This is a genomic window from Bythopirellula goksoeyrii, assembly GCF_008065115.1.
GTDB lineage: Bacteria > Planctomycetota > Planctomycetia > Pirellulales > Lacipirellulaceae > Bythopirellula > Bythopirellula goksoeyrii.
This window is the reverse complement of record NZ_CP042913.1, coordinates 3,100,503-3,125,270: the sequence shown is the minus strand read 5'-3', so window position 1 is coordinate 3,125,270 and position 24,768 is coordinate 3,100,503. Positions and strand designations below refer to the sequence as shown.

21 protein-coding genes are annotated in these 24,768 nt (G+C 52.5%); 11 read left to right on the top strand and 10 right to left on the bottom strand.

Annotated elements, in window-relative coordinates:
- Positions 1–206: 206 nt before the first annotated feature.
- The gene (locus tag Pr1d_RS12430; RefSeq protein WP_148073831.1) at positions 207–1,658 is read left to right on the top strand and encodes a hypothetical protein; all 1,452 of its coding nucleotides are present in this window, start codon (positions 207–209) and stop codon (positions 1,656–1,658) included.
- A gap of 339 nt (positions 1,659–1,997) precedes the next feature.
- Here the strand turns inward: Pr1d_RS12430 and Pr1d_RS12425 are convergent, their stop codons facing one another.
- The 4 genes from Pr1d_RS12425 to Pr1d_RS12410 form a co-directional block, all read right to left on the bottom strand.
- Positions 1,998–2,822 carry a carbohydrate ABC transporter permease gene (locus Pr1d_RS12425; RefSeq protein ID WP_148073830.1) on the bottom strand — a complete coding sequence of 275 codons (825 nt, stop codon included), beginning with the start codon at positions 2,820–2,822 and terminating at the stop codon, positions 1,998–2,000.
- A complete protein-coding gene (locus Pr1d_RS12420; protein ID WP_148073829.1) occupies positions 2,815–4,134 on the bottom strand; it encodes an extracellular solute-binding protein in 1,320 nt (439 codons plus the stop codon). Before Pr1d_RS12420 ends, Pr1d_RS12425 begins: the two co-directional genes overlap by 8 nt.
- A complete protein-coding gene (locus tag Pr1d_RS12415; RefSeq protein ID WP_238476696.1) occupies positions 4,135–5,088 on the bottom strand; it encodes a carbohydrate ABC transporter permease in 954 nt (317 codons plus the stop codon).
- 800 nt (positions 5,089–5,888) lie between these two features.
- The gene (locus Pr1d_RS12410) at positions 5,889–6,671 is read right to left on the bottom strand and encodes a sugar phosphate isomerase/epimerase family protein (protein ID WP_168205203.1); all 783 of its coding nucleotides are present in this window, start codon (positions 6,669–6,671) and stop codon (positions 5,889–5,891) included.
- Positions 6,672–6,747: 76 nt separating this feature from the next.
- Here Pr1d_RS12410 and Pr1d_RS12405 point away from each other — a divergent pair, with 76 nt between their 5' ends.
- From Pr1d_RS12405 to Pr1d_RS12390, 4 genes are all read left to right on the top strand, one after another.
- Positions 6,748–9,381, top strand: coding sequence for a hypothetical protein (locus tag Pr1d_RS12405; RefSeq protein ID WP_148073827.1), 2,634 nt, complete (start codon positions 6,748–6,750; stop codon positions 9,379–9,381).
- A gap of 161 nt (positions 9,382–9,542) precedes the next feature.
- Complete coding sequence (locus tag Pr1d_RS12400; RefSeq protein ID WP_148073826.1) at positions 9,543–10,334, top strand: Nif3-like dinuclear metal center hexameric protein; 792 nt, start codon at positions 9,543–9,545, stop codon at positions 10,332–10,334.
- A 231-nt stretch (positions 10,335–10,565) separates the two neighbouring features.
- The gene (locus Pr1d_RS12395; RefSeq protein WP_148073825.1) at positions 10,566–11,360 is read left to right on the top strand and encodes a glycosyltransferase family 2 protein; all 795 of its coding nucleotides are present in this window, start codon (positions 10,566–10,568) and stop codon (positions 11,358–11,360) included.
- On the top strand, positions 11,357–12,955 hold the full coding sequence (locus tag Pr1d_RS12390) for a hypothetical protein (RefSeq protein ID WP_148073824.1): 1,599 nt from the start codon (positions 11,357–11,359) through the stop codon (positions 12,953–12,955). Before Pr1d_RS12395 ends, Pr1d_RS12390 begins: the two co-directional genes overlap by 4 nt.
- Positions 12,956–12,967: 12 nt before the next feature.
- Here the strand turns inward: Pr1d_RS12390 and Pr1d_RS12385 are convergent, their stop codons facing one another.
- A complete protein-coding gene (locus Pr1d_RS12385) occupies positions 12,968–13,600 on the bottom strand; it encodes an HNH endonuclease (RefSeq protein ID WP_148073823.1) in 633 nt (210 codons plus the stop codon).
- A 573-nt stretch (positions 13,601–14,173) separates the two neighbouring features.
- On the opposite strand from Pr1d_RS12385, the gene Pr1d_RS12380 reads away from it, so the two are divergent.
- Positions 14,174–14,479: a hypothetical protein gene (locus Pr1d_RS12380; protein ID WP_148073822.1), complete on the top strand. Its 306-nt coding sequence runs from the start codon at positions 14,174–14,176 to the stop codon at positions 14,477–14,479.
- Between the two features lie 46 nt (positions 14,480–14,525).
- The gene (locus Pr1d_RS12375; protein ID WP_148073821.1) at positions 14,526–15,059 is read left to right on the top strand and encodes a thermonuclease family protein; all 534 of its coding nucleotides are present in this window, start codon (positions 14,526–14,528) and stop codon (positions 15,057–15,059) included.
- A gap of 11 nt (positions 15,060–15,070) precedes the next feature.
- Here Pr1d_RS12375 and Pr1d_RS12370 read toward each other — a convergent pair whose 3' ends face one another.
- Positions 15,071–16,246 carry a hypothetical protein gene (locus tag Pr1d_RS12370; protein WP_148073820.1) on the bottom strand — a complete coding sequence of 392 codons (1,176 nt, stop codon included), beginning with the start codon at positions 16,244–16,246 and terminating at the stop codon, positions 15,071–15,073.
- A 12-nt stretch (positions 16,247–16,258) separates the two neighbouring features.
- On the bottom strand, positions 16,259–16,789 hold the full coding sequence (locus Pr1d_RS12365) for a hypothetical protein (RefSeq protein WP_148073819.1): 531 nt from the start codon (positions 16,787–16,789) through the stop codon (positions 16,259–16,261).
- Positions 16,790–17,054: 265 nt separating this feature from the next.
- Here Pr1d_RS12365 and Pr1d_RS12360 point away from each other — a divergent pair, with 265 nt between their 5' ends.
- Positions 17,055–18,611, top strand: coding sequence for a YifB family Mg chelatase-like AAA ATPase (locus Pr1d_RS12360; RefSeq protein WP_148073818.1), 1,557 nt, complete (start codon positions 17,055–17,057; stop codon positions 18,609–18,611).
- Positions 18,612–18,659: 48 nt separating this feature from the next.
- On the opposite strand, the gene Pr1d_RS12355 is transcribed toward Pr1d_RS12360, so the two are convergent.
- A complete protein-coding gene (locus Pr1d_RS12355) occupies positions 18,660–20,648 on the bottom strand; it encodes an ATP-dependent helicase (RefSeq protein WP_148073817.1) in 1,989 nt (662 codons plus the stop codon).
- Positions 20,649–20,881: 233 nt separating this feature from the next.
- On the opposite strand from Pr1d_RS12355, the gene Pr1d_RS12350 reads away from it, so the two are divergent.
- From Pr1d_RS12350 to mscL, 3 genes are all read left to right on the top strand, one after another.
- Positions 20,882–21,766, top strand: a complete 885-nt coding sequence (locus tag Pr1d_RS12350; protein WP_148073816.1) for a YfgM family protein — start codon at positions 20,882–20,884, stop codon at positions 21,764–21,766.
- Entirely contained in the window at positions 21,763–22,839 is a 1,077-nt protein-coding gene (locus Pr1d_RS12345) for an RluA family pseudouridine synthase (RefSeq protein WP_148073815.1), read from the top strand. Before Pr1d_RS12350 ends, Pr1d_RS12345 begins: the two co-directional genes overlap by 4 nt.
- Positions 22,840–22,915: 76 nt before the next feature.
- Positions 22,916–23,332 (top strand): large conductance mechanosensitive channel protein MscL, encoded by a 417-nt coding sequence (gene mscL, locus Pr1d_RS12340; RefSeq protein WP_148073814.1) that lies wholly within the window; start codon positions 22,916–22,918, stop codon positions 23,330–23,332.
- 8 nt (positions 23,333–23,340) lie between these two features.
- Here the strand turns inward: mscL and Pr1d_RS12335 are convergent, their stop codons facing one another.
- Positions 23,341–24,072: a PIG-L family deacetylase gene (locus Pr1d_RS12335; protein WP_148073813.1), complete on the bottom strand. Its 732-nt coding sequence runs from the start codon at positions 24,070–24,072 to the stop codon at positions 23,341–23,343.
- On the bottom strand, positions 24,059–24,763 hold the full coding sequence (locus tag Pr1d_RS12330; RefSeq protein WP_148073812.1) for a class II aldolase/adducin family protein: 705 nt from the start codon (positions 24,761–24,763) through the stop codon (positions 24,059–24,061). The genes Pr1d_RS12335 and Pr1d_RS12330 overlap by 14 nt, the downstream gene beginning before the upstream one ends.
- Positions 24,764–24,768 lie beyond the last annotated feature (5 nt).

Sequence of the window (24,768 nt, the reverse complement as noted above, 5' to 3'; positions counted from 1 at the left end):
TCTGCGACGAGGGAAATCTAGCTGCGCCGAACACTGGGCATTCAATGCTATCACTCTCAAAGAGTCGCCAATATCACCCCCTGCTTTCGCTGCTGGCTTGTCTAGGAGATTTTTCTGGATTGGGTTAGAATGCGAAGCGAAGTCGGAAGGACTCGTTTAGGTAGCGTGTTATCCACCGCCTTAATTTTTGGGGAAAGGATTCAGTCATGGTCGCAGGGTTGGGGTTGTTGCTCGCGTCGGGGTTGGGGATTGTTTGCGGTTGGCAACCGATGCCAGATGGGGATGCCAGTTACGAATGCGTTATTCAACTCGAACCTGAATTGGTGGGCACGCTCAAGGATGGGGGTTCGATTCCGCTTTCCGTAGACATTCCTGAACATGTGCGACCTATCAAGCGAGTGAGAATTATCGTCGGCTCTGGACAGGTTCCCCAGCAAAGCCTGTTGACCAATCTTAAGCCGTGGCCGGGCGAAGGGGAGAAGCAGTCCCGTGAGGGTGTCGTCGAAGCGCAATACCGGCTTCCCAATAATTCCGGCGATGACCGCTATCATACTTCGCAACAGGCTTCGCAGCCCGTTTTGCCTCCAGGCGGAAGTTCCCTGAGTTCACCAGAAGCCTTTGCCCAATCGCTGCAGAACGGTGGCGAAGCGGCCAACCAAATGTCGCAAGATGTTTTGCCACCTGATCCGGGACGCAGCATTTCTGATGCAGTTGATCGCACGAGCCAACAAATGAGTAGCGAAATCAGAAACGTTGGCGACTCAGTCAATTCTAATATCCGTCAATTGTTTGGTGGCGAACCCACCAGCGTCGTCGCGCCACCTCAGAGTACCAATCGTCAAAACTCTCAAGTGCTACCTCCAGGCAGTTCTCCCCTCACAGCTACTGAAAACCGCAACACTCTGGCAAACAACGGACAAACAATCCTGCCCCCTGATGGTAACACTACGGTAGATTCCCGACCTGTGGAGCCCCCTGTGAGCACTAATCAAGGGCGAGATTGGCAATCAAGTGGCAGTCCTCCAGGTTTTGCTGCGAGCAATTCGAGTTTTGGCGCTGGTCAGTCTAGCAGTCGAACAATGCAACCAGGTGCTACGCCTTCTACCTTCAGTACTGGAAAATCGAGTGTGCTCCCACAGAACGAACGCTATGGTAATTCGATTCAACCGCCGCAAAGTAGCGGTTTTGATGTTGCTGACAACCGAAACGATGTTTCGGCAAGCATTCGACCGACTGAATCTGGACCAGGTTTTCCCGACTTCAAGCCTACATCCGACAACAACCTTGGATTAGCGAGTCCAACTACTCCTGCTTCTCGAGGTCAGTCGAACGTGCCAGAGATCAACCGAGGGATGCTTGCTCGCCCTGCCAACGCCGAGTTGCAAGGAGCGAACGGCCAATCGATCACCCTGCAGAATTCTATTTCTTCACCAACTGCGGGCAGTCAGACTACCCAACCGCCAGCCCAGCAATCGGTAGCTCAGGCGGCTGCCAATCCTACAGCCATGTTCCCACTCTTGTTATCGTGGGTTCTCTTGAGCGGATCGGGAGCGGGGAATCTCTATCTGTTCTGGAGCTATCTGGACATTCGCAACAAATATCGCGATGTGCTCTATGATGCTTCTCGGAAGCTCACCGGCCGCGGTAGTCGGGACTAGCTATACACTGTCTTTCCCTTGCAGGCTAGGAACTAGGAGTTCTGGGTTCCCGCCTGCGCGGGATTGACGTGTCAAGGCACTTGCCGTCGAAGGCCAATCCAGTCTAAAATGGGTGTTTCGCCCATTGGTTGGGTGTTCGGCTGAGTCCATCATTTGATTCGGAGGTATTGTGGGAACGAAGAAATCTGGAAAAGGGCGGCGTAAGCAAGGCCGCAAGAAACGTCGCATGCGAGCCAAAATTCGGCATCGCAAGAAATAATCTCTCGCTTGGGATCTTTCGGATCGCCAGCATTCTCCTATTGCGGTCGGTATTCGCAGAAGAAGTGTGAGCCGGTTGCTCTACCCCTTCAGACCAGTTGTGGCGATGCCGTCGAGGAATGCGCGCTGCAAGAGGGCGAACAGCATTACAATCGGCAAGGTGAATAACACGGCTGCAGCGAGTAGTAGGTTCAATTCGCTTGAATGCGAACTGATAAACTGCTCCAGCCCATAGGCAAGCGGAAATCGATCGGGATCATTCAGGTACATCAGCGGCCCTCCGTAGTCGTTCCAGGTGGCGACAAATTCTAGCAAGCCGACTGTCAACAGGGCTGGGCGGCACAGCGGCAACATCACACGGAACAAAATTCCCAGTTCGCTGCAACCATCCAAACGAGCCGCATCGATCAAGGATTGGGGGACGGTCAGGAAGAACTGTCGCAGCAGAAAAATGTAAAACGCTTCTCCCAAGAATTTGGGCACGATCAAAGCTCCCAGCGAATCATACAAACCTAGTTCCCGGATCACTAGGAATCGCGGCACCATGGTCACTTGCCACGGAAGTAGTAACGTGGCGATCAACACGGCGAACAACACATCACGCCCTGGCCAGCGCAAGCGAGCAAAGGCATACGCCACCACACTGCAGGAAATGAGCGTCCCCGTCACATTGCCTAGACACAATAGAAGCGTATTCGCTAGATAGCGGAAAAACGGAATCGCATTGACCGCGTCGTGGTAATTCTGCCAGCGAAAGGGTCGCGGCCACCAGGACAACGGCTCCGAGGCCAACTGTTCGGGTGCCTTGAGCGAAGTGAGCACCAACCACACCAATGGCGCAGCCATGAGCGCGGAGACCGTCAATAAACTGACATAGGCCCACCAGCCAGGAGTTCGACTATTCATCCAACACCTCCTGCAGTCGCCGCTGAACACGCCCGGTAGCTTCCTTCAATTCTGTGTGGGGGTCAGCTCCGCGATACATCACCTGCTGTGCCGCGTTCACAACTTCTTGATAGTAAAACGAACTAACGGGTAGCGAGGGAACCGGACGTTCATTCGCACTGGCTGCCAAGACGACGAATTCACGTAGGAGTGGCTGTTCTTCCAGGGCCCTCTGGTACGGAGCCTGCTCAACAATCTCTTGTGAGGGTGGAATCCAACCTGCGTCAGCACAGGCTTTCGCGGCGGCGTCGACGTTGCCCGAAAAACCAGTCCAATATTTCATGAACTCCCAGGCTCCTTGCTTCTGTCGGGCACTCTGGGGTACGACGAAGAAATTACCATTCACCCAGCCAGCATTGGCAACGCCTCCCGATGGTGGGGGAAGCGGAACGACGGCGATTTCGTCGGCTTTCTCGCCATTCTGCTTTGCTGCGGCTGCCGCCTCAGATAGATCGCGGAGACGCCACTGGCCATCCATGACCACGGCGTAGCGACGATTCGCCAAGAGCGGAAAGGCGGCCCCCGTAAGAGCCTGCTCTCCTGAGCGAAACGCGGCAACCTCGCTGGGGCCATAACGCTCGCTGAAACCTGCCATCCAAGTGAGGGCGGCGACGATTTTAGGATCATCAGCTGTGATTGATCCCGTCGAATCGACGAATCGTCCGCCAAAGACGACTCCCCATGCCCAAAGTCTTCTCGGATCAGGGAGATAGCCCATCTGGTGGCGGCCCACGGACCCTGACGCCGGTGCAATCGTTTCGGCAATTTGGTCCAAATCTTCGATTGTCTCCGGCAATCGGATACCATGCTCGGCAAGCAACGTCTGATTACAATACAAGGCACGAATGTCGAGCCCATTGCACAGTGCATAGAGTTGGCCCTGAGCGGTACCCAGTTCACGCGCTGCTGGAAAGAGCCATGTCTTCAAGCGTTTGATTTCGTTGGACGCGGCCAATTCGTCGAGCGGCGTGAGGACTCCCCGATAGGCCCAATCACCGACCACGGGATCGTCGTGATTCAGCAGGTCCGGCGGATCGCCCCCTGCGACGCTCAGGAAAAACTTGAGATCTAGATTCGACCCCGGCATGGCAATCGCACGCACCCGGTAGCGATCCTGAGATTCGTTGAAGCCGGCAACAATTCGCTCGACGATGGGCCGATCGCGTCCGCCCCAGAAATGCCAGAAGACGATTTCAGCAGGTTCTGTGGCATCGGCCACACTGAGAGCACCTGTCGCGATTATGGCAAAAGTGAGAACAAATCGGGAAATCATTCACGCGGCTCCTTGGTGATGCACCCAGCGATGCGAGGTACGAAAGAGCCAAATAGTGATCAGGAGAATAACCACGAACAACATCCAAGCCACTGCCGAAGCGTATCCCATATCGAGTTCCTTGAATGCCGCGAGGAACAAATGGAGCGACAGCGTCAGCGTGGCTCCTGCAGGGTCGCCCTGGCCATCGCTTACCAGATAGATTTGGGTAAACGCTTGTACGGAGTGAATCAAGCCCACGACCACATTGAAGAAAATTACTGGTGAAAGCATGGGAAGTGTCACATGCCAGAATTGCCGCCAGTGGCCTGCACCATCCAACTCGGCCGCCTCGTAAAGCTGGCGAGGAATTTCGGTGATGGCGGCCAGATAGATTACGAGCAAGTTTCCTACGCCCCAAACGCCCATCAGCACTAGCCCGTCTTTCGAGCCAAAAATTCGTCCAGCGTGATCGACAGGCCAAGCCGGGGGCCAGAGGGCTGAGCTCGTGCTCTGAAACCATCCCTGTGCAGGAATCCCCAACTGCGCCAGGATGCCATTGATGAGACCCTGCTGCGGATCAAGCAGCGCCATCCACAACACCGCGGCAGCTACAATTGGCACGACAGATGGTAAATAGCAGAGTGTGCGAAAGATGGCCCTGCCTCGAACCTCCCAAGAGAGCATGACTGCCAACAAGACGCCCAGGATTACTGAGAAGCCAACGCTTAGGACAGCGTAGTAAACGGTGTTGCCAATCGCCTGTGCCAAAGTACCGCCCGAGAGAACTTCTCCCGAGATGCGGCGATAGTTGGCAAGTCCCACCCATTTCGGTTCGCTGAGCAAGTCGTAGCGGCAAAAGCTCCAATAGAACGAAGCGAGAAATGGATAGAGCGTGAGGACGGCAAACCCAACGATCCAAGGGCTAACCATCGCCAGCCCTGCGCGAACTTCACTCTGGGAGATACCAGTCATGTTCTTGTTCGATGGTCTCTTCTTCCTCACGATTATGCTTTCACTTCCATGTTTACTAACTAGGTTCTCGCAGAGTTGCGGAGATGCAGATAAAGGATTTAATTCTTCTCTGTGTCTCCACGTCTCTGCGAGAGGAATCTATGGTTTAGGCCGCACGTCGGGACGGGCACTATTCCAATATCAAGGAATGTTCAGGCTCTAATACGAACCCATTATCGCGGAAGGAGTGGTTGGCTTCCACAACGATTTTTGGGCCAGCTCGAGGAATCGCTTCCCTTTCGCCTCGTGAGGCTCGGCAGCGGGGCGCGGCTGAACGGGGATGGTGGAAAGCTCATGATTCTATTTCGATCCTGCGCACCGACGGAGGATGCTTGCCCCCTCACATTCTGTCGAAAACTTTTCTTACAAAACAAAACCCCCTGTTTTGTTGCGGATTGAGTATGCTGCAACTCGTTTACCTGCTAAGACTTACGCGAATCACCACGACTCGGGCGGGGAAGGGTTTTGAAAACAAAACCCTCGACCAATCAGCCTTTCCCAATCCCTGGACCTACACTGCGCCGACCCGATTCAGTGAACAAACTCGGCTGTTCGGATCAGCAAACATGTGCAAGTCGAGCTAGCGAACTTGCCTGGCAGGTGGCAAGCTCCATTATCGAGATGCACAGGAGAAATGCCACAACGATTTTTGGGCCATCGACGAGCTCCGCTCGCGCCTCGTGAAAATCGGCAGGCGCGTGGCGGCTAACAAATTCGCTAGATGCTGACGAATTGGGAAACGCTTGCTAGGCGGGGCGGGGCTAAACGGTGCGGAGGAATTTTACTGCGTTGGCGAAGTCTTCGACCGTTTGTGCGGAGCCGTTCCGTTCGATGGTTATCCAACCGCGATATTCGTATTCCTCGAGTCCGCCGAGCAGGGCGGGAAAGTCTACGGATCCGCGGCCGAGTTCAACTTCCAGATGTCGGTTGGCAGAGAAATCTCGCACGGAGTCGACGGCGTGAACATGGGCGACATACTGGCCAAGCGTACTTACAAATTCAGCAGGTGAGTGACCTGCCGCCATCAAGCTCGCAGGATGCAAATCCAGAAACAGGGTCCCTTCTGAAAAGGAACCAACGAAATCGGCAAGCTGCACACAACTGACAAAACCTGCCCTGGCAGCTAACTGGACTCCCAGTCGCATTCCGTGCGTGGTCAGGGTATTGATCACATCGGAGAGCGTCGCCCACTCTGAACTTGCTGGATCGTCTGGTATGCGACCTAGATTGCAGACCAGAACTCTGGCCTGAACTTGCGAGGCGAGTCGCATCGCATCCAAGGTGGCTGCCACTCGGCGATCCAGATCGGCGGGTTCCGAATATCCACGTCGTGTGGGGAAGGAGAGCGAACCAACCCGCAGATTCAGATCATCAAGCATTTTCCGCAACTGGCGCAGTCCGGTGTCCGAAATATCCGATGGCTGAAGCTCGTTTCGGGCATCAAATTGCACTCCTTCGCACCCAATAGACGCCGCAGTATGCAATGCTTTCTTGAACGGTTGCGCAAAGCATCGGGTTTGTGCCGCGATTCGAAATATTGTCACAGATAGGTACCTTTCCAGATTGACGACTGGTTTCTCTTACTTGGTGAAGTGTCAGCCCTGACTTGATTGAAGCCCCATGATAAACGCCACTGCTTGGTTTCTGCTATGCACTGCCCTCGTTGCTCCGACCTCCGAGCAGCGGCACATCGATGCTGTGCAGATATTCTACTGTGATTTCTCGGAGAACGACGTTAATTTCGACAAATGGCCCGATGAATGGAGACGTACCTATGGCCCGAATATGCCACATTATGTCGAAGTCGAAATGCAAGACGATGAAACGGCGATTAAAGGGCGTTGCCTGACGGCTAAGCTCAATGGTGGTGGAGCACTTATAAGTAGCCCTTCCGTTGCCATCTCCGACAATTTTGGCTACGTGGTAGAAGCTCGGATTCGAGGGCAAGGAAGTCAGCATTCCCGGGCTCAGGTGAGAATCGAATTTTGCGACGAGAATCGCAATGTTCTCGAATCGACCAGCAGCGACTGGTATCAGAATACTGATGGTTGGCAAAAAATCCATATCGGCCCAGTCAATGTTACTCATCCGGATGTGCGAGTAGCGATCGTTACGATGGCTGTCGAGGAAGGAGGGCATGTCGACCTTCAGGGATCGTTCTCACTGGACGATATTTGGCTAGCACGTCTTCCACGGATGTATGTGCATACGAATAGTCCTTTCAATGTTTACGACGATCCCAAGAATGTTGTGGTTACTTGTGAACTCTCCGGGATTCGAGAACAAGATCCATTCATTCATTTCGAACTACTCGACGCTAGCAGCCACAAACTCGACGGGAACACCATCCAACTAGCAGGTAAACTGATCCATGAAAAACTGAGCAAGTCTTCTGAATTCATCGATTCAAGTGTGGAAAGACCTGCAGGTTACGCAGGCGCCACGAGTTGGCAACCTCCGATCAAGCAGTATGGCTTTTACCGTGTCAAAGTCTCAATGCAAACTGCCCGTGGAACTCTAAAGGATCATATGATCTCAATCGCGGTGGTCCCCCCTATGCAGACTGCCTCGCGGGGTGAATTTGGTTGGTCACTGGCGGGCGACGACATTCCGCTGAGTTTCGAACAGCTCAATCTTTTGTTACCACGAACAGGGATCAGCTGGGTTAAGCTTCCCGTTTGGTATGGGGAGTCAGAAGCGGAACGGGGTGAACAGCTGGTACTTTTTACCGAGCAATTGGCAGCAAAGGATATCGATGTTGTTGGGGTACTCGATCATCCCCCGGAGGATCTTGATTTCTTTGGCAAGGAGATTCCAGCCGATGCGAGTATTGCCGACCTACTATCAAATGTTGACTCCTCGGTTTGGCTCCCATCGCTTGATGGAGTTCTAACCAGGTTATCGCTACGGGTCCGTTGGTGGCAATTAGGAGTCGATAGCGACACTAGTTATGCGCATTTTCCCAATGCTGAGAAAGAGGTGCGAGAGTTGCGGGAAAAACTGTTTCGCTTTGGACAAGATGTTAGTCTGGGGCTCGGCTGGCCTTGGCTCGAAGCAGTCCCAACCGAACGTCGGGCAACCTGGGATTTCCAGCAGCTTTCTGCCTCTCCTCCACTTACTGGAGATGAACTTGCAACATATCTGGACCTTCCCCCACGTAAAGGAGTCGCGCGCTGGACACTCGTCGAACCGCTGCCGCGGAGTGACTACGATCTAGAAACCCGTACACACGACCTCATGCAACAAATGATATCTGCGAAGATTCATGGAGCCACGACGATCTTTGCTGCCAAACCGTTCGATGACGAAGTTGGGTTAATGTCTGACACGGGAACCCCGAGCGATTTACTGCTCCCATGGAGAACTGCAGCCTCCTTGCTCAGCGGTACACGATACATCGGCAGCTTACAGTTGCCTGGCGGAAGTGAGAATCGGCTTTTTGAAGACAAGCATGGTACCGTGCTGATGGTCGTCTGGAATCGCCAGCCACGCCAAGAAACACTCAATCTTGGAGACAACATCCAAGTCGTAGATGTCTGGGGACGTTCGACAACGCCTTTGATCAAGAACAATCGGCATGTACTTGATGTCACATCTCTTCCCAAATTCGTCACAGGTATGAATGCAGCCATTACCAAGATGAGATTGGGATCACGATTCATAGAGACGAATATTCCAAGCGTCTTTGAGATGTCCCATCCAAATTCTATCGAACTCTACAATGCCTTCGAGCAAGGTATCGGCGGCACGGCAAGAATAGTCGGTCCTGAAGGTTGGCAGATCGTTCCTGACCGAATTGACTTCAAACTTGCTGCAGGAGAGAAGGCCAAAAGGCCCTTCCACATTACATTGCCGTTTGATGCCATCAGCGGCGAAACTCCCTTACGCGTCGACTTTGAGGTCAACGCTGAGAAACCCTACCATTTCAGTGTCTATCGAACTTTGAATGTGGGAGACAAAGACATCGAGTTGGAACTGACAACGCGACTCTCCGACGACGGGATCCTAGTTGTCGAACAGCGGATGCTCAATCGCGACTCAAAACCGGTAGATTTCAAGTGTTTTCTCTATGCGCCAGGTTCCGAACGGCGACGACAACGGATGCAGGTCTTTCAGTTGACAAACAATTGGGATATTAAAACCTACAACTATTCTCATGGCGAAGACCTGCTTGGAGAAGAACTACTGCTGAGAGTGGAAGAACTTGGTGGAGAACGGCGAGTCTTGAATCACCGAGCTATTGTTGAGGAGTAATCGCCCGGCGAAGTTGAGGCAACGTCTGCCTTGAAGTTGGACAGATGTTCGACTACGATGCAACACAATAGGCACACTCTGAGTGCCCTATCTGTATCCATGAAAGCATTTCCTGCGCCGGCTACGGCATACGAAGTGTGCCTACTACCCTGGTGTGTTGAATGTCTACCGTTGGCAAAGTAATCGAATACCTTGAGCAGATAGCTCCCCTCTCCCTCGCAGAGGACTGGGATAATGTTGGCCTACTAGTAGGAGATCGTGTTTGGTCGGTGGATCGATTAATGACCTGTCTTACCATCACTCCTGCCGTGGTCGCCGAAGCAATCGAAGCCCGCGCGAATCTGATTGTGACCCACCATCCTCTTCCCTTTCATTCCTTGAAAAGTATCACTGCGGATTCTACTGCAGGTCGACTGCTCTTGAACCTTATCGCTGCCCGAATCGCGGTTTATAGTGCTCATTCTGCATTCGATTCTGCGCGGGCTGGCATTAATCAACATCTTGCGATTGGGCTTGGACTGCAAGAAATCGTCCCACTATTTCCTAGAGATGTCGATGATGCCGACATTGGTGCAGGTCGTTGCGGAATACTCGGCGAAGAGGTGTCGCTCTTGGATATGGCAGAGCGACTAAAAAACTTCCTTGGTTTAGAAAAGCTCCAAGTGGTCGGAGAAAATGAGCAAGTGGTCACTCGGATCGCCATAGCCTGTGGAAGCGGAGGCTCGTTTCTCGATCGCGCGATCGAGCTAGATTGTGATTGCTTGATTACTGGGGAAACAAATTTCCACACTTGCCTGGAAGCCGAAGCTCGCGGGGTCGCGTTGATTCTTCCCGGTCACTTTGCCAGCGAACGTTTCGGGCTTATCTCCCTGGCTGACTATTTGAGTGATCTCGTCCCAGAAGTCACCGTCTGGGCCAGTAAGAGCGAGCAAGACCCGCTGCGCTCCATTTAAGCTACTTACCAGCTATTTGTAAGGCGTCTTTCGGTAACAAAACTCTTTATTTGCGTGGCCGACACTTCTCGTAAGTTGACCCTCCTGCTGACCCATCTAGAATGTGTGAGATGGAGAAATGTCCTATTTGAAAACGCCATCTAAATCCTGCCAATCACCTCACCTCAGTCACTGTTACTCTCGTTCGACCAGTTGAACTAATTAGGGCGTAACAGGGCAGAACGGTCCAATATGATTCAGATTGCCGATAGCCACTCAGTCAACTGCACCTCTTGCCGATTTCTTACTGCCTTGCCGGTCTTCAATGAAGCGAACCACGTAACAGCTGTACTTGATGAAGTTGTCAAGTATGCCACCGATGTGCTGGTCGTCGACGATGGCTCAACGGATGGTACTCGTGAGATTCTACAGGACAGGGATGATATTCAACTCCTAGTTCATCGCGAAAACCAAGGATATGGTGCAGCCCTCAAGTCCGCCTTCGACTATGCCATTCACCATCGGTACGATTTTGTTGTCACCATTGATTGCGATGGGCAACACGAACCTCAACGTATCACTCAAATTGCGGCCGCTTGTCGAAATGCCGACATCGTTTCGGGAAGTCGGTACTTGGAGTCCACTACATCAACGGATCAGGTGCCAAGTGACAGGCTATTGATCAATCGCACAATCACAAAAGAGTTGAACCAACAGTTGGGCCTCAATCTAACTGACGCCTTCTGTGGTTTTAAGGCCTATCGAACCCGCGCTCTCGCTAACTTAGAGCTAACCGAAACAGGTTATGCTATGCCGCTCGAGCTTTGGGTTCAGGCTGCCTGGCATGGGCTAAGAATCACAGAGGTTCCCGTGCCACTCATCTATTTAGATGAAGAACGAAGTTTTGGTGGTCCGCTCGATGCAGCTGAAACTCGTTTGAATTATTATCGCGAAGTGATCGCCCAGGCTAAGGACACTGCTACTGCCTCGGGTTCGAATGCTACGGCCAAACAAGCCAAGCCCTGTATCTTGCAGAAATGTTCATGACCTCCGAGAAGCGTTACCGTCGGTTTCGCGCTCCTGTTGCTAACGGGCATGTATTGTGTGAGCCGGCTTGGGAAACTCTCGTTGAAGCGGTGAAATGCCGCCGTAAGACTGCTGAACTTGATGAAATAAGGTTGTTCGGCATACCCCTCTCAAAGCTATCTGTCAAAGCCAGGAAGTCTATCCTCTCTGCGGCTCAGGCATACACAGGTCAGTATTTTGACGCGGAAACTAGCTTGTCTCTTGATGGGCCATTGATCGTCACAGGACATCAGCCAGAGCTATTTCACCCCGGAGTGTGGTACAAGAAATTTTCTGCATCTCGACTAGCTGACGCATGTGGGGGGACAGCAATCAGCCTCATAATAGATAGCGATATTTGCCGCTCTTCAGATATTCGAGTTCCTACTGGGGAAGCAGAAAATCCTATGATCGAGTCTGTGGCTTTCGACAAGCTTGCCTCCCAAGTGCCTTACGAAGAACGACTGGTATTGGACCGACAAGCGTGGGAGACCTTTGGAGAACGCGTTACTGACACAATCTCGCCTTTGGTAGGGAATCCGCTGATTCGTGAGTGGTGGCCGACAGTAGTAGCTTCCAATTCAAAACCAAACGTGGGAATAGCCTTCTCTCAGGCACGCCATCGCTTGGAGCATACTTGGGGGGCGCACTCTTGGGAACTTCCTCAAAGCAAACTCTGCCAAACGGAAACATTCCGTCTGTTCGCCTTGCATCTGTTCGCCCACGCCGCAGACTTTCGCACCGCTTACAATTGTGCACTTAAAGAATATCGAACCAGTCATCGCCTGCGCAACCGTGCTCATCCTGTCCCTGATCTTCATAGCAAGGAGGATTGGGTTGAATCTCCATTTTGGATTTGGAATACTGCTGATCCTGTGAGACGCTCGCTGTTTGTCCGAAGTTCTGCTCGTGGATGTCAATTAACAGATCGGCATGCTTTCCATGAAACGCTCCCGATGAGTCTAGACTCCGATCCCAATCTAGCATCTTCCATGATGGCGGAGTGGGAGTCGCGTGGAATCAAACTCCGCACACGAGCGCTTACAACAACTCTATTCGTTCGATTGCTCTTGGCAGATGTATTTATCCATGGCATTGGCGGAGCAAAATACGATCAGGTGACGGACGAACTTTGTCGAGATTTCTTCGGTCTCTCGCTACCTCACTATGCCACGGTCTCAGGCACTTTGCGTTTGCCTGTCGAACGCACTAATCACGACCTTCCTTCAGCACCTGAAATACGGCAAAAAATACGCAATCTGACATATCATCCTGAACGACAGTTGGAGCACATGCAATTTGGTCCTGAAGACCAATCTCGAATCAAGCGGCTCGTAGACACGAAAAACAAATGGGTGAGAACGGCTAAGACCCCAATGAATGCTGCAACAAGGCACGAAGAGATAACTGCCGTAAACTATCAACTGCAAGAATGGCTCATAGAACGCAAACAGCATCTCGAGCAAGAAATTGCTCAATCTAAGCAAGAAAGTAGCATTGCCCAAATACTCGATTCAAGAGAGTACAGCTATTGCCTCTTCCCCGGTGAGCAACTGAAAGAATTCCTACTGAGATAGGTGAAGCTGCCACTACTCCAAGTCAACCGACCAATAGGCGGAGTCAACAAAGGTCTTCCAACTAGAGTACTTTGGGTTGCCCAGTTTGATCGTGAGCATCGGACTTCGTCGTGGCATAACCGGCTTGCGAATCAACTTCATTCCTGCATTTTTAGGAGTTCTTCCTCCTTTGCGGACATTGCACTTCACGCAAGCACAAACCAGATTTTCCCAACTGCTGCCACCACCCAAACAAGTGGGTAGAATGTGGTCGAGGCTCAGCTCATTAGTAGGAAATCGCTTTCCGCAATACTGGCAGACATTCGCGTCGCGAGCGAAGATATTGCGGCGGTTTAGTCGCACACGCTGTTTGGGAAGCCGATCGTAATGCAACAATCGCACCACACGAGGGACGCACACTTCAAAATTGACACTGCGAATCCAGTCGTCGTGGGGTTCCTTGAAGTCTGCTTTCAGTTCGCTGATCTCACGCCAGGAATGAAAATCGTAGTTGGCGTACTGACCATCCTCGACGTGGATTACTTCAGCCAATTGATTTAGAAGCAGGCCGAATGCCCTTCGCACACCGACCACATGGACCGCCATATACTGGCGGTTTAGAACAAGAACACTCGCGTTGAGTCCCGTAGGTGAAACCGTCGACATTGACACTACCTTCCGGTTTGTATTTGAATTGCCAACCGGACGCAAGAGCTTCCGGATATCTCTCTAAGTGAATCTATATTTCTTCCTTGGCAATTTCCCTCGATCGGGGGAGTCATGGACAAGAGTAGACACGCTACTCTCGACATTAGTTCTATGGAAGTCGCCACAAATCATCGGGGAGACAACCGTTGTGCCCCACGCTCCCAGAGACCGCGATCCCAGAGGGGTGGTCGACTCTCCACTCCGGGCGGATCGCCTGTCTTCGCTATGCAGGGCACCTCGATGAGCGAGGAAAAATCCCTGCCATCTTGTGTCTATTGTACTTTCAAGGGCTCACAGATTCCAGTCAAGGTTGGTGCATCACCAGTCAGATTAAGCAAAACTTCATAGGCACGCGATTTGCTACCCAGTAATTACCGATCCAAACTGGCAATGTGTCCAGAACAACTTCTGAGGAGAAATAACGAGAAGATTTGTCTTGCCCTCGGCGAGAACTTGTCGTTAGTATGAATTTACAGGGAAGGTTCCGTTAACGACGAGCGGTAGGATTTATTGCTAAGAGGAGCAAAGCACATGATTCATTACACTTGCGATTGTTGTCAACAACGTATCGATGCCGAGATCGATCTTCGATATGTCGTTCGCATGGAAGTGTACGCGGCTCTTGACAGCGCCGAGGAAGAGTCTGACAACGATCGCGACCATCTCCAGGAGATTCAAGACATTCTCGAATCTCTCGATGATGCGCAGGATGGGCAAATCGATGAGGAAGTCTATCGAAATGTCCGATTTGATCTCTGTAGCGAATGTCGAAATCGTTTCATCAAGAATCCCCTCGGTCGGGCGATCTCGCAGCAATTGGATTTCAGTCAGAACTAAGACTTCGTGATCTGAATTGCTACCTTTCTAGTATAGAAAGCTTGCCATGCCAGGCCGCATTCGCCGCGACCCTCGCCTTCAGCTACTATGGATTGCTCTACTGGTTGCATTGGCATTGTTGAGCAAGTGGCTCGAACCTTACTTGCTGCCTTCAGCCTCGTCGGAACCTAACAACGAGGGTGAGCAAGAGATTCTACGCGTCGTGGATGGCGATACTCTCTTGCTCAAGAGAAATCGAGTACGCGTAAGACTGCAAGGTATTGATACTCCCGAAACCGTCAAAGACAACACACCGGTACAAGCGTGGGGCCCCGAGGCGACTGCCTACACGAAACGGTTTGTTGAGGAAGCAGGCGGCAAACTCTTCTTCACTATCGATGGTGAGAGAGAAGACCAATATGGGAGGAAACTACGATTCGTTTGGCATGACGAACGCTTGCTCAATGAGGAGTTGGTAGCTGCTGGATTGGCAAAAGCCAAACTAGCATATGACTATAGCCAACCCATGAAAGATCGACTAAGAGAGGCTCAGAATCGCGCTCGACGAGCACGAATAGGGATCTGGAGTACTTCTCACTAGACACTTGGGCATTAATAAGGCAATCCAAGTGGAATCCCGCCGGAAGGGAGTTGCTGCTGAATTGAGTGCGCCGCAGGCTGCACCACAGTTGAGGCAGGCTCTACGAACTGTGTTTGACTGTACGGCAAAAGGGGACTCGTGGAGCCGGTTGTAGCCTGTGTTGGCAAAGCACTATTAGCAGGCGTAGGGGTGATTCCGTACTGAGAGGGAACAACCTCTGAAGGACGCCCAATTCCAAAGATTTCGGGCGACGCAAGCGTATTGATGTCATTGCTGCCAGGGGCTCCCATTGCCGACACAGCTCCCGGAGGTGCAGTGCCCAAATCGATTTGTCGATAGCCTGCCAAAGCTGGCAGTTGCCATAGATCAGGATTCAGTGGTCCTTGATTGATCGCCACGGTTCCAACATCGATGGACAGGGCCAATTGGGCTGTAGGCAAGGAAATATCCACTTTCTGGGGAAGCGAGACATTCGCTGTCGGATAATATTGATGTGATCTTGCGATCGCACTGGCTAGCAAGGTTCCCTGGGCGTCGTAGACATGCTGAGCCATTACCCAAGCTCGCTGAGCGTCCACCACGGTACTTTTCGTGAGGGTGCCAATCCGAGTCTGAATGACAGAACGGATTTCCAAAGTACCATTGCCATGGGGTACAGGCCCTTCATGGAAATCGTTAGGATCAAATTGAGCGAATCCCAGAGCATCCAATAGCCAACTCGGTTCGATGGGCATCACCTGCTGGGCGGCACTTCCGACATATTGGCTATGCCGTGCAAAATACAAATCGGGTGGCTCATTCCTTTTTACCCAAAACCAAAACAAGTCTTCATTGCTACCCAAGTCGACTTCTTCCCCAGATATTGCTGTCGAAGCCTTCAGGCGAAGCTTATCGGGGCGTTCAGCGGCGATATTACCTCGCAGCTGTGGCAACATCGTCATACCAGGGACAGTGATTGAGGCATTGTTCGTTTGATAACTTTGGATCCGTGAGGCATTCTGATTCACGGCAGCGATCACCTGATCCAGTGCCGCACCTGGGACCAATACTTCGGGTGCTGGCGGTCCCACTGAAGCGAATGGACTGCGAAAGGAACGTGAACAGGTTGCCCCTGAACAACAGAAAATCAGCAGCAACCCGACGAGTCCGATCGCCGCTTGAGATCTGAGATAAGAAACTAGTCGCATGATACTACCGCCTCACTCGGTTCGTTGCTGGGAAGCGGGTACTGCCGGTGTGACTTCGCGAGTGCCGTAAAGCAGATCAAACATTTGCTGTTGAAGCTTCATAGCCTGTTCGGGCGAGGGTTCGGAGACGATCAACTCATAGTCCTTTTCACGTCGCGAACAATGGAGGACCAGCACTTCTCGTCCCTTATCATCCTGGATCGAGTCCTCACGGCGCAATGACTTACGGCGGAGCAACAAGAGGCCGAGCAAGTAGCGAAACTCTGTTTCGGCGGGAACTTCCTCGAGGGCTTCAAATAAGTTGAGCATGACGTCAATCGGAGCCATGACGGGCTGCGAATCATCCTTCGCAGGCACTCGCGACCGCCACCAGCCCACGCACTCGTCTGGTGCCCCTTGCCAGGCCTCGGCACTAAAGTCTTTACGAATCATCTCATTAGCTTCCAACTGCAATAGTGAAAAGTAGACATCACCAGGCTGCAAAGGCCGATCTGTGGCGGCACAGACCCTGCTACATGAGGTGATATCAATTTCTAATTGCATGGGCGCACAATCCGTCGTCTGGCCAGAGCATCGGGCATGACTGATGAGGTAGAAAGCGGGGAGATCCTAGAAAAAACCTCTCGAACGGGCAATATGACCCGCTTGATCGCTAGCTGAGGTCCGTACCTCCTGAGGTTGGATAAGTGGGGTCTTTCTCGAAGATTTTACCCAATTCAATGAAAAAGACTTGCGATAAAACCCATATCCCACCAAAATAGTGAACATTAGTTCATGTGTCAATAAGGGATACCAAAGGAGGTCTTCGATGCTAGCTAAACTGCATACCCTGTCTTTGCTCGGAATTGATGCCTTGCCTGTCGAGGTGGAGGTCGACGTCTCCCCGGCGGCGATGCCTAAGATTATTCTCGTTGGCCTTCCTGAGGCAGCTGTCAAGGAAAGCACCCATCGGATTGAACGAGCTTTGGTCAACAGTGGCTATGTGCGACCGCAGAACAGAGTTGTAATAAATCTCGCCCCAGCAGAATTGCCAAAACAGGCTGCGTCGTTCGATTTACCAATCGCTTTGGGGCTCTTAGCAGCAAGCGGCCAACTCGACTCAGATCTATTCGAGCAATACGCCGTCGCCGGAGAATTGGCACTGGACGGACAGACTCGCCCCATCAAGGGAGCACTCTCGATGGCGATGTCCGCTTCAGCGGATATGGACCTCAACAACCGTCGCAAACTCCGCGGCATTGTCGTTCCCTCTGCCAACGCTGCCGAGGCTGCTGTTGTGGAAAACATCGAAGTCGTCGCCGTCGATACTCTTGCACAAGCTGCTGCCTTTTTCGCTGGCCAACTTCCCATCGAGCCTACTCCATCGCGACTCGAAGAATTATTTCAGGAGTTGGGTGGCTACGATGTCGACTTCGCTGATGTTCGCGGACAGGAGATGGCCAAGCGCGCCATCACCCTGGCCGCCGCTGGCAACCACAATCTCCTAATGGTAGGTCCTCCTGGATCAGGAAAGACCATGCTCGCTAAACGAGTCCCAAGCATCTTGCCAGGATTGAGTGCGGAGGAGTCCATCGAGACCACACGCATTTACAGCGCCTTGGGAAAACTGCCGAATGGCAAGCCCCTATTGGCGCGGCGCCCCTATCGCGCACCGCATCACACGATTAGCAACGCCGGGCTTGTTGGAGGAGGTTCGATCCCTACACCGGGTGAAATCAGTTTGGCTCACAATGGGGTCCTCTTTCTCGACGAGCTTCCTGAATTTCATCGCCAAACACTTGAAGTCCTCCGCCAGCCGCTTGAGGATGGCCGGGTCTCAATCAGCCGAGCACTTAGTTCGAATGAGTTTCCAGCGAATTTCATGCTGGTCGCATCCCTGAATCCCTGTCCGTGTGGATATCGCAATGACCGCCGCCGTGAATGCCACTGCACGATACCACAAATAGAAAGATACATGTCTAAGATCAGCGGCCCACTGCTGGACCGCATCGACCTGCATATCGAAGTGCCAGCCGTGCCTTATGGTGAGTTGGCGGCTTCAGCCCACGGTACCGACAGTGGATCGATGAAACAAGCGGTGGTCAATGCTCGTGAGCGTCAGTTACATCGGTTTACCGGATCGGCAACCCGCACGAATGCTCAAATGACATCACGGCAGTTGCGAGATGTGTGTCCCCTCGATGCAACCTGTCAAAAGCTATTGGAGCAGAGTGTCGACCAGCTTGGCCTGTCGGCTCGCGCGCACGACAAAGTACTTCGAGTGGCTCGCACGATAGCCGACGTCGATGGTGTTGATCACATCGGTGTTGAGCACATCAGCGAAGCAATCAACTATCGAATGCTCGATCGGCAGTTTTGGAGCTGAAGGAGTATTGAGGCCTGCGGGTCTGTAGCACGGCTGATAAGTGCTGCGTCACACGGCGTTTCGACTTCTCGGGCGTCTCGATCCTGGTTTGCGAATATTCTCTGCTTTGCCGGTCATCTCGTAGAGAAATCGGCTGGGGACTGTATCTCGAAGTTTTCCCCATTTTCGTCTCGCGAGAGCGAAAGAGAGGGTCAAACTCTCTTGTGCGCGGGTCACTCCTACGTAGCAGAGCCGCCGTTCCTCGTCGATCGCGTCTCCCTCTACCTCGACCGATCGCTTATGAGGCAAGATGCCTTCTTCCATTCCGACCATATAAACAAATGGAAACTCGAGCCCCTTTGCCGAATGGAGGGTCATCAATGCAATGGCGTTGTTCTGGAGTTGATTCTCTTTGTCATCGCTACTATCACGAGTTCCCAGGGCGATTTCATCCAGAAACTCTTCGAGTCGTGTTTGCTTTTTCTTGCGTCCGTCAAAGGCTGCGGCTGCATTGATGATTTCTTCCACTGACGCAGAGCGAGCTTCCCGATCGTTGGGGTCTGGATACTGACGATCTAATTCCGAGTGATAACCGGTGCGAGAAATTACCTCTTCGACGAGATTGGCCAGCGTAGTCTTTTGGGAAACGTCTTGCAGCGACAAGATCAGTTGTCGAAACTTGGTTACGGCTGCGGCAGCATTTGAGGGCAAGATTCCTAGCGGACCAGCTTCAGGCAATACGTCCCATACCGTGCACCCTTTGGCGGTTGCCGCTGCCAGGAGCTGTTTCACCGTCGAGGCGCCGATATTCCTTGTTGGAGTGTTGATGATCCGTAGCAGTGAAGATTCATCCTGCGGATTATCGACAACCTTTAGATAGGAGAGAATATCTTTGACTTCTTTGCGATCGAAAAAGCTCATCCCCCCGAGTAGTACGTATGGCAACTTCGCGCGACGCAGTTCGGTTTCGAAGGCCCGCGGTTGCTCGTTGGTACGGCAAAGGATCGCAAAATCTTTTGCCCGCACTCCCGGCTCGGACAGCAGACGCTGGATATCGAATACAATCTTTTCAGCTTCGTCGTTCTCATCTCGAAGTTGCATCACACGTGGGATCTGGCCATTAGGGCGGGCGGCAATCAACACCTTCTCATGTCGCACTCGATTGAAGGCAATAAGTGTATTCGCATATTTCAGAATTGAGGCTGTCGAGCGATAGTTCTCTTCCAGGCGGACGACTTTTGCTTCAGGCCAATCGTTTTTGAAGCCAAGAATATGTTGCACTTCAGCCCCCCGCCAACCATAGATTGATTGGTCGTCGTCCCCCACCACACATAGGTTGCGGTGTCCAGCCGCCAAGCCTTTCACAATCTGGTATTGGCTCTGATTGGTATCTTGATACTCATCAATGAGGACGTGATCAAACAGAGCCGCTTCCTCACGACGAACGGCTGGATGCTTAGCGAACAATTGTTGCGTCAATAGCAGCAGGTCATCAAAGTCGACCATACCTTTTGTTTTAAGAGTACTCTGATAGCGGCGGTAGGCGGCGGCAGCGAGGTGTTCTTTGTCCGAATCAGCCGCTGATGCGGCTCGCCCAGGCTCGAAGGAACGACTCTTCCATTGACTGATTATTGATAGCAGATCAGCCGGCTTGAGCGATTGATCCGGACAGCGAATCTCCCTTAAGGCGGATCGAGCCTCAGCCTGCTGATCCGAGCGGTCGCAGATAGTAAATTTCCGCGGATAACCCAGCCGCTCGATATGCCGCCGGAGAACTTTCACACAGAGCGAATGAAAAGTGGAGATAACGGGGCGCGTTTCAGGTTTTCTCTTCTTGGTTTGAAGCAATAGGGTTGCCCGCTCGAGCATCTCTCCAGCAGCTTTGCGTGTGAACGTGACAGCCAGAATGCGTTCCGGCGGAGTTCCATGTCGAATGAGTTCGGCGATGCGGTGGGTAACCACCCGAGTTTTGCCTGTACCCGCCCCAGCAAGCACCAGAAGTGGTCCCGAAAGGGTTCGTACAGCTTCTCGTTGAGGTGAATTGAGGCCGTCTGACATTATCTTTTGAAGGACATTCCAAACTGTCTTAAGCTACTGGAAAACGGGGAACCAAGGATAGTAAAGCACTGACGCAGGCTAGGAAAGTCCTTGACGAGAAGGCTATTAACTGCATGAAATTCGATACAGAGAGCGAACCGCCTTGACTCTAAGTGATGACTGTTTCTACACTTCGGAGATAGAAAAGGCGATTTCGCCAAAATTTTTCCGTTTTTCTCACTCTATGAAATGCCATGAAATCTGAACGACGCCACGACTTGGAAACCAATGATCTTGCCATCCGCATGAAAGATGCGATTGAAACATCCAAGCCCTATCTGTTTCAATTGCTGGTAGGTGTCGCGGTTGTCGCCTTGCTTTTCGCTTTTTGGGGATTCTGGGGTAGGAGTTCGTCCGTAACGGAGCAGCAAGCATGGGATAAATTCATGCTGGCTAGTTACTCCAGCGATCCCGAAATGCTGGAAATGAAGCGACTAGCAGAGAACTCCGAATACTCCGGTACATCCGTTCCTGAATGGGCCTATCTGATGTGGTGCGACCGCCAACTACAGATTGCATCGCAGACGTACCTTGTAGACCGCGAAGCAACTACCAGTCGATTGAAGCAAATCCAAGGAATCTTCGAAGGATTAACCTCCAGTGCAAGTGTCCCTCAGATCAGAGACCGAGCACGCTATGGACTGGCACAAGTTTATGAAATGCAGGCCAAAGTGGACGAGGCTGAAGCAAAATATTCCGAAGTGAAAGGGGACCTCTCTTCACTTGCCAGTGGTCGCGCGGAACAACTTGAATTGAAGGAGGTTAAGGAAGCCTGCAACTGGCTAGCCAGCGCCGAACTTCCCAAACGAAAAGCGGCATCGACTAACACAAGCGGCTCAGGAAGTCGGCCAAGTTTTGAGGCAGAAGTCCCTGGATCCGTCGCTGCACCCTCTGCCATCCAAGACAGCCGCTCTCTTGAGGAGATCCTGACTGGATCGGCAGGTACCGGGAGTGATGAGGATCGCTACCAAGAAACAGACAGTGAGAATGACAATGAGACGGTCGGGGATGCTCCTGCAGAAGAACCATCGGATGCCGATAGCGAAGAGTCCGATGAAAAACCAGCGGACGGACAATGAGCCCCGCCGCTGAGTCTGCCGGGGACGATTACGATTCGAACCATGAATCAAACGTTCCCCCTTCAGAATTTGAAACCACTCAGTTTCATTTCGCCGTACCGGACGATACTGCCAATCAACGGCTTGATGTATTTCTAACTGGTCAACTCACCGGAGTGAGCCGGACTCGAGTTCGTCGTTCGATTGACACAGGAGGGGCTAAAATCGATGGAGTGGAGCAAAGAGCGGCCTATCGCCTAACAGCGGGCGAACAGATCGATTTCCTCCTTTCCCCACCTCCTGCCACGGGACCCGAGCCTGAACCGATTCCGCTGGACATCCTCTACGAGGACGAAGTACTCGCGGTGGTTAACAAACCGCCAAGAATGGTGGTCCATCCAGCCCGGGGGCATTGGTCGGGTACCCTAGCTAGTGCGTTGGTACATCACTTTGGCCAACTGAGCCAACAGGGAGGTGCAACACGCCCCGGAATCGTCCATCGCCTCGACCGCGATACAAGCGGAGTGATGATTGTCGCTAAAACTGACGATGTCCATCAAAATCTATCGGAGCAATTTCAGAACCGGACCGTAGAGAAAGAATATCTGGCCATCACCTCAGGCTGCCCCGATCGGGATCGAGATCTCATTGACCGAGCCGTCGCCGACCATCCTTCACAACGCGAGAAGATGGCACTGCTGCCCGACCACCCGACCAGTCGCACTGCGCAAACTTTTTACGAGGTCGAGGAGCGATTTCGCGGTTTTACTCTCATTCGGGCCTATCCGAAAACTGGTCGCACTCACCAAATTCGGTTGCATCTCAATTCAATTCGCTGTCCCGTACTGTGTGACAAGCTTTACGGCGGGCGGGCACGGCTAACTCTTGGAGAATTACGGAGTATCACTCGCTCCAAGGAGTTGAAACCTGATCAGGCTCCTGAAGAAGTCATTCTCAATCGTCAGGCCCTCCATGCCGAGGTACTCCGGATAGTACACCCCATCACCGGGGAACCAATGGAATTCCGCGCCGAGTTTCCTCCGGACCTCTCACGTGTCTTGCTGCTATTGCAGCAAACTAACTTGTCGCGATAGAACAGGCTATCACAAACACTACCGAACAATTCTCGGTAGGCCTCTTTTCGTTCCTCACCAAGCCGGAGAAAGTGTCATGGGATTAGTCAAGGAATTCAAAGAATTTGCCATGAAGGGCAATGTCGTCGACTTGGCAGTAGGCATTATCATTGGCGGGGCCTTTGGCAAGATTGTTAGCTCTTTGGTTGGTGATGTGATCATGCCTATGGTCAGTGCATTGACGGGGGGAACAAGTTTCACCGATAAATTCCTCTGGTTGGGCAAAGGGCCGAAGCCTGACACCTTAGCGGTAGCTAAGGAAATGGGGGGAGCCTATCTAGGTTGGGGATCCTTTCTACAAAACGTCCTAGATTTCGTAATCGTGGCAGCAGCTATCTTTGCCATGATCAAAGTGATGAACTCGCTGAAGAAAAAGGAAGAGGCCGCACCTTCAGTTACGCCAGAAGACGTTGTTCTCTTACGTGAGATTCGCGACTCTCTCGCAAAACGTTGAGCGTCCGTTCAATCAAAAAGCGTCTTCATCAAGTCGCGAGTTCCCAAGGTCCGAGGGCTCACCAGCAACTCACCTGCGAGGTAACCGGCCGCATGTCCCAATTGATTGGCAATTGCCTCGATGCGGGGGAAGATGTATTGCTTCTCCGGAGGAAATTGTGACTTGTAACACCGAACCGATGCGAGTTTCGCGGCGAGAGTGTCCCCGATATCGACAACTATTTGACCTTCTCCGGCAAGTGGGTTCGCCCGATGTGACTCGAGGGTGTAGTACAAATGAGAGGAGATCGTGTGCGGCGGGATATTGGTGAAATCGATGTCCCATTTGGTTAGCCTGGAGTAGAACACGGCCGCGTCGGTTATCTGCATCGCCTGCCAGTGATCGGGCGAAGCGAGCGGGGTCTTCTCTCCCAATCCCAACACCAGCTTGGGACGGTATTTGCGAAACTCGATAGCCAGTTTGACTCGCGCTTCATAGCTATCGAATAGCTTTCGATTCGGCAGATCCATTGTAACGCGATGTTGGACCCCCAAAGCCTCAGCGGCGGCCTGTGCTTCTGCGAGACGCTCCTCAGGGCCCGACGACGAGGGGGTAGGTTCACCATCGGTGAGATCGATGATCCCCACCTGGTAGCCCTGCCGTACGAGTTGGGCCACGGTGCCTCCACAGCCGATTTCTACATCGTCTGGGTGGGCGCCCACGGCGATTACGTCAAGTTGAGGGTATTCAGATTGAGTCATCAGTAATTTCGTCAGAGGCATAAGGTTTGGGAGGTGCCACGCCGCTCTGGACTCTCAGTTGAGAAAGTTCCGCCTGCTGGTCAGCCGTGAGGGACTGTGCGGGTCCCAACCTCTCAGCCAACAACACGATCCGGCAATAGGCATCCAGCACTTCCATCAGATTGTAGGCATCGATGAGGCTCCCGCCATAGGTGACCGCCCCATGGTTGGCCAACAGGCATACATTCGAGCGATGAACATAAGGCAACACCGTGCGGGCGAACGTGGCTGTCCCCGGCAGCTCATAGGGAGCGATAGGGACTTCGCCAAGGAAGAATTCTGCCTCGGCAAGTAACCCAAGCGGCACTCGTCGACCACAAACAGCGAAAGCTGTGGCGTGGGGCGGATGGCTGTGGACGACGCTCCTCACATCGGGTCGAGCCTTGAGGATCTCAAGATGCAAGAGGATCTCGCTAGAGCGGCGTTTCTGGCCCGCCAACTGCTCTCCATGGAGGTTCACCAAGCAAATGTCTGCTGGCTCCAGAAATCCCTTAGAATGCAACGTGGGAGTGCAAAGGACTTCGTTCTCGGTCAATCGAACTGTAATGTTGCCATCGATCCCCGCTACGAGTTGGCGTTGCCAGAGCCGTCGCCCAATGTCGCAAATCTGCTCCTTGATTTGTTCAGCGTCGAGTTGGTCGATTTCGGACATGCTCA

Excerpts from the sequence above, each read along its gene's own strand:
- Pr1d_RS12425 (WP_148073830.1), bottom strand. The coding sequence starts at position 2,822 with ATGAATAGTCGAACTCCTGGCTGGTGGGCCTATGTCAGTTTATTGACG.
- Pr1d_RS12380 (WP_148073822.1), top strand. The coding sequence starts at position 14,174 with ATGATTCATTACACTTGCGATTGTTGTCAACAACGTATCGATGCCGAG.
- Pr1d_RS12370 (WP_148073820.1), bottom strand. The coding sequence starts at position 16,246 with ATGCGACTAGTTTCTTATCTCAGATCTCAAGCGGCGATCGGACTCGTC.
- Pr1d_RS12330 (WP_148073812.1), bottom strand. The coding sequence starts at position 24,763 with ATGTCCGAAATCGACCAACTCGACGCTGAACAAATCAAGGAGCAGATT.
- Pr1d_RS12395 (WP_148073825.1), top strand. The coding sequence starts at position 10,566 with ATGATTCAGATTGCCGATAGCCACTCAGTCAACTGCACCTCTTGCCGA.
- mscL (WP_148073814.1), top strand. The coding sequence starts at position 22,916 with ATGGGATTAGTCAAGGAATTCAAAGAATTTGCCATGAAGGGCAATGTC.
- Pr1d_RS12345 (WP_148073815.1), top strand. The coding sequence starts at position 21,763 with ATGAGCCCCGCCGCTGAGTCTGCCGGGGACGATTACGATTCGAACCAT.
- Pr1d_RS12415 (WP_238476696.1), bottom strand. The coding sequence starts at position 5,088 with ATGACTGGTATCTCCCAGAGTGAAGTTCGCGCAGGGCTGGCGATGGTT.
- Pr1d_RS12350 (WP_148073816.1), top strand. The coding sequence starts at position 20,882 with ATGAAATCTGAACGACGCCACGACTTGGAAACCAATGATCTTGCCATC.
- Pr1d_RS12400 (WP_148073826.1), top strand. The coding sequence starts at position 9,543 with ATGTCTACCGTTGGCAAAGTAATCGAATACCTTGAGCAGATAGCTCCC.
- Pr1d_RS12405 (WP_148073827.1), top strand. The coding sequence starts at position 6,748 with ATGATAAACGCCACTGCTTGGTTTCTGCTATGCACTGCCCTCGTTGCT.
- Pr1d_RS12355 (WP_148073817.1), bottom strand. The coding sequence starts at position 20,648 with ATGTCAGACGGCCTCAATTCACCTCAACGAGAAGCTGTACGAACCCTT.
- Pr1d_RS12385 (WP_148073823.1), bottom strand. The coding sequence starts at position 13,600 with ATGTCGACGGTTTCACCTACGGGACTCAACGCGAGTGTTCTTGTTCTA.
- Pr1d_RS12420 (WP_148073829.1), bottom strand. The coding sequence starts at position 4,134 with ATGATTTCCCGATTTGTTCTCACTTTTGCCATAATCGCGACAGGTGCT.
- Pr1d_RS12335 (WP_148073813.1), bottom strand. The coding sequence starts at position 24,072 with ATGACTCAATCTGAATACCCTCAACTTGACGTAATCGCCGTGGGCGCC.
- Pr1d_RS12375 (WP_148073821.1), top strand. The coding sequence starts at position 14,526 with ATGCCAGGCCGCATTCGCCGCGACCCTCGCCTTCAGCTACTATGGATT.
- Pr1d_RS12360 (WP_148073818.1), top strand. The coding sequence starts at position 17,055 with ATGCTAGCTAAACTGCATACCCTGTCTTTGCTCGGAATTGATGCCTTG.
- Pr1d_RS12430 (WP_148073831.1), top strand. The coding sequence starts at position 207 with ATGGTCGCAGGGTTGGGGTTGTTGCTCGCGTCGGGGTTGGGGATTGTT.
- Pr1d_RS12390 (WP_148073824.1), top strand. The coding sequence starts at position 11,357 with ATGACCTCCGAGAAGCGTTACCGTCGGTTTCGCGCTCCTGTTGCTAAC.
- Pr1d_RS12365 (WP_148073819.1), bottom strand. The coding sequence starts at position 16,789 with ATGCAATTAGAAATTGATATCACCTCATGTAGCAGGGTCTGTGCCGCC.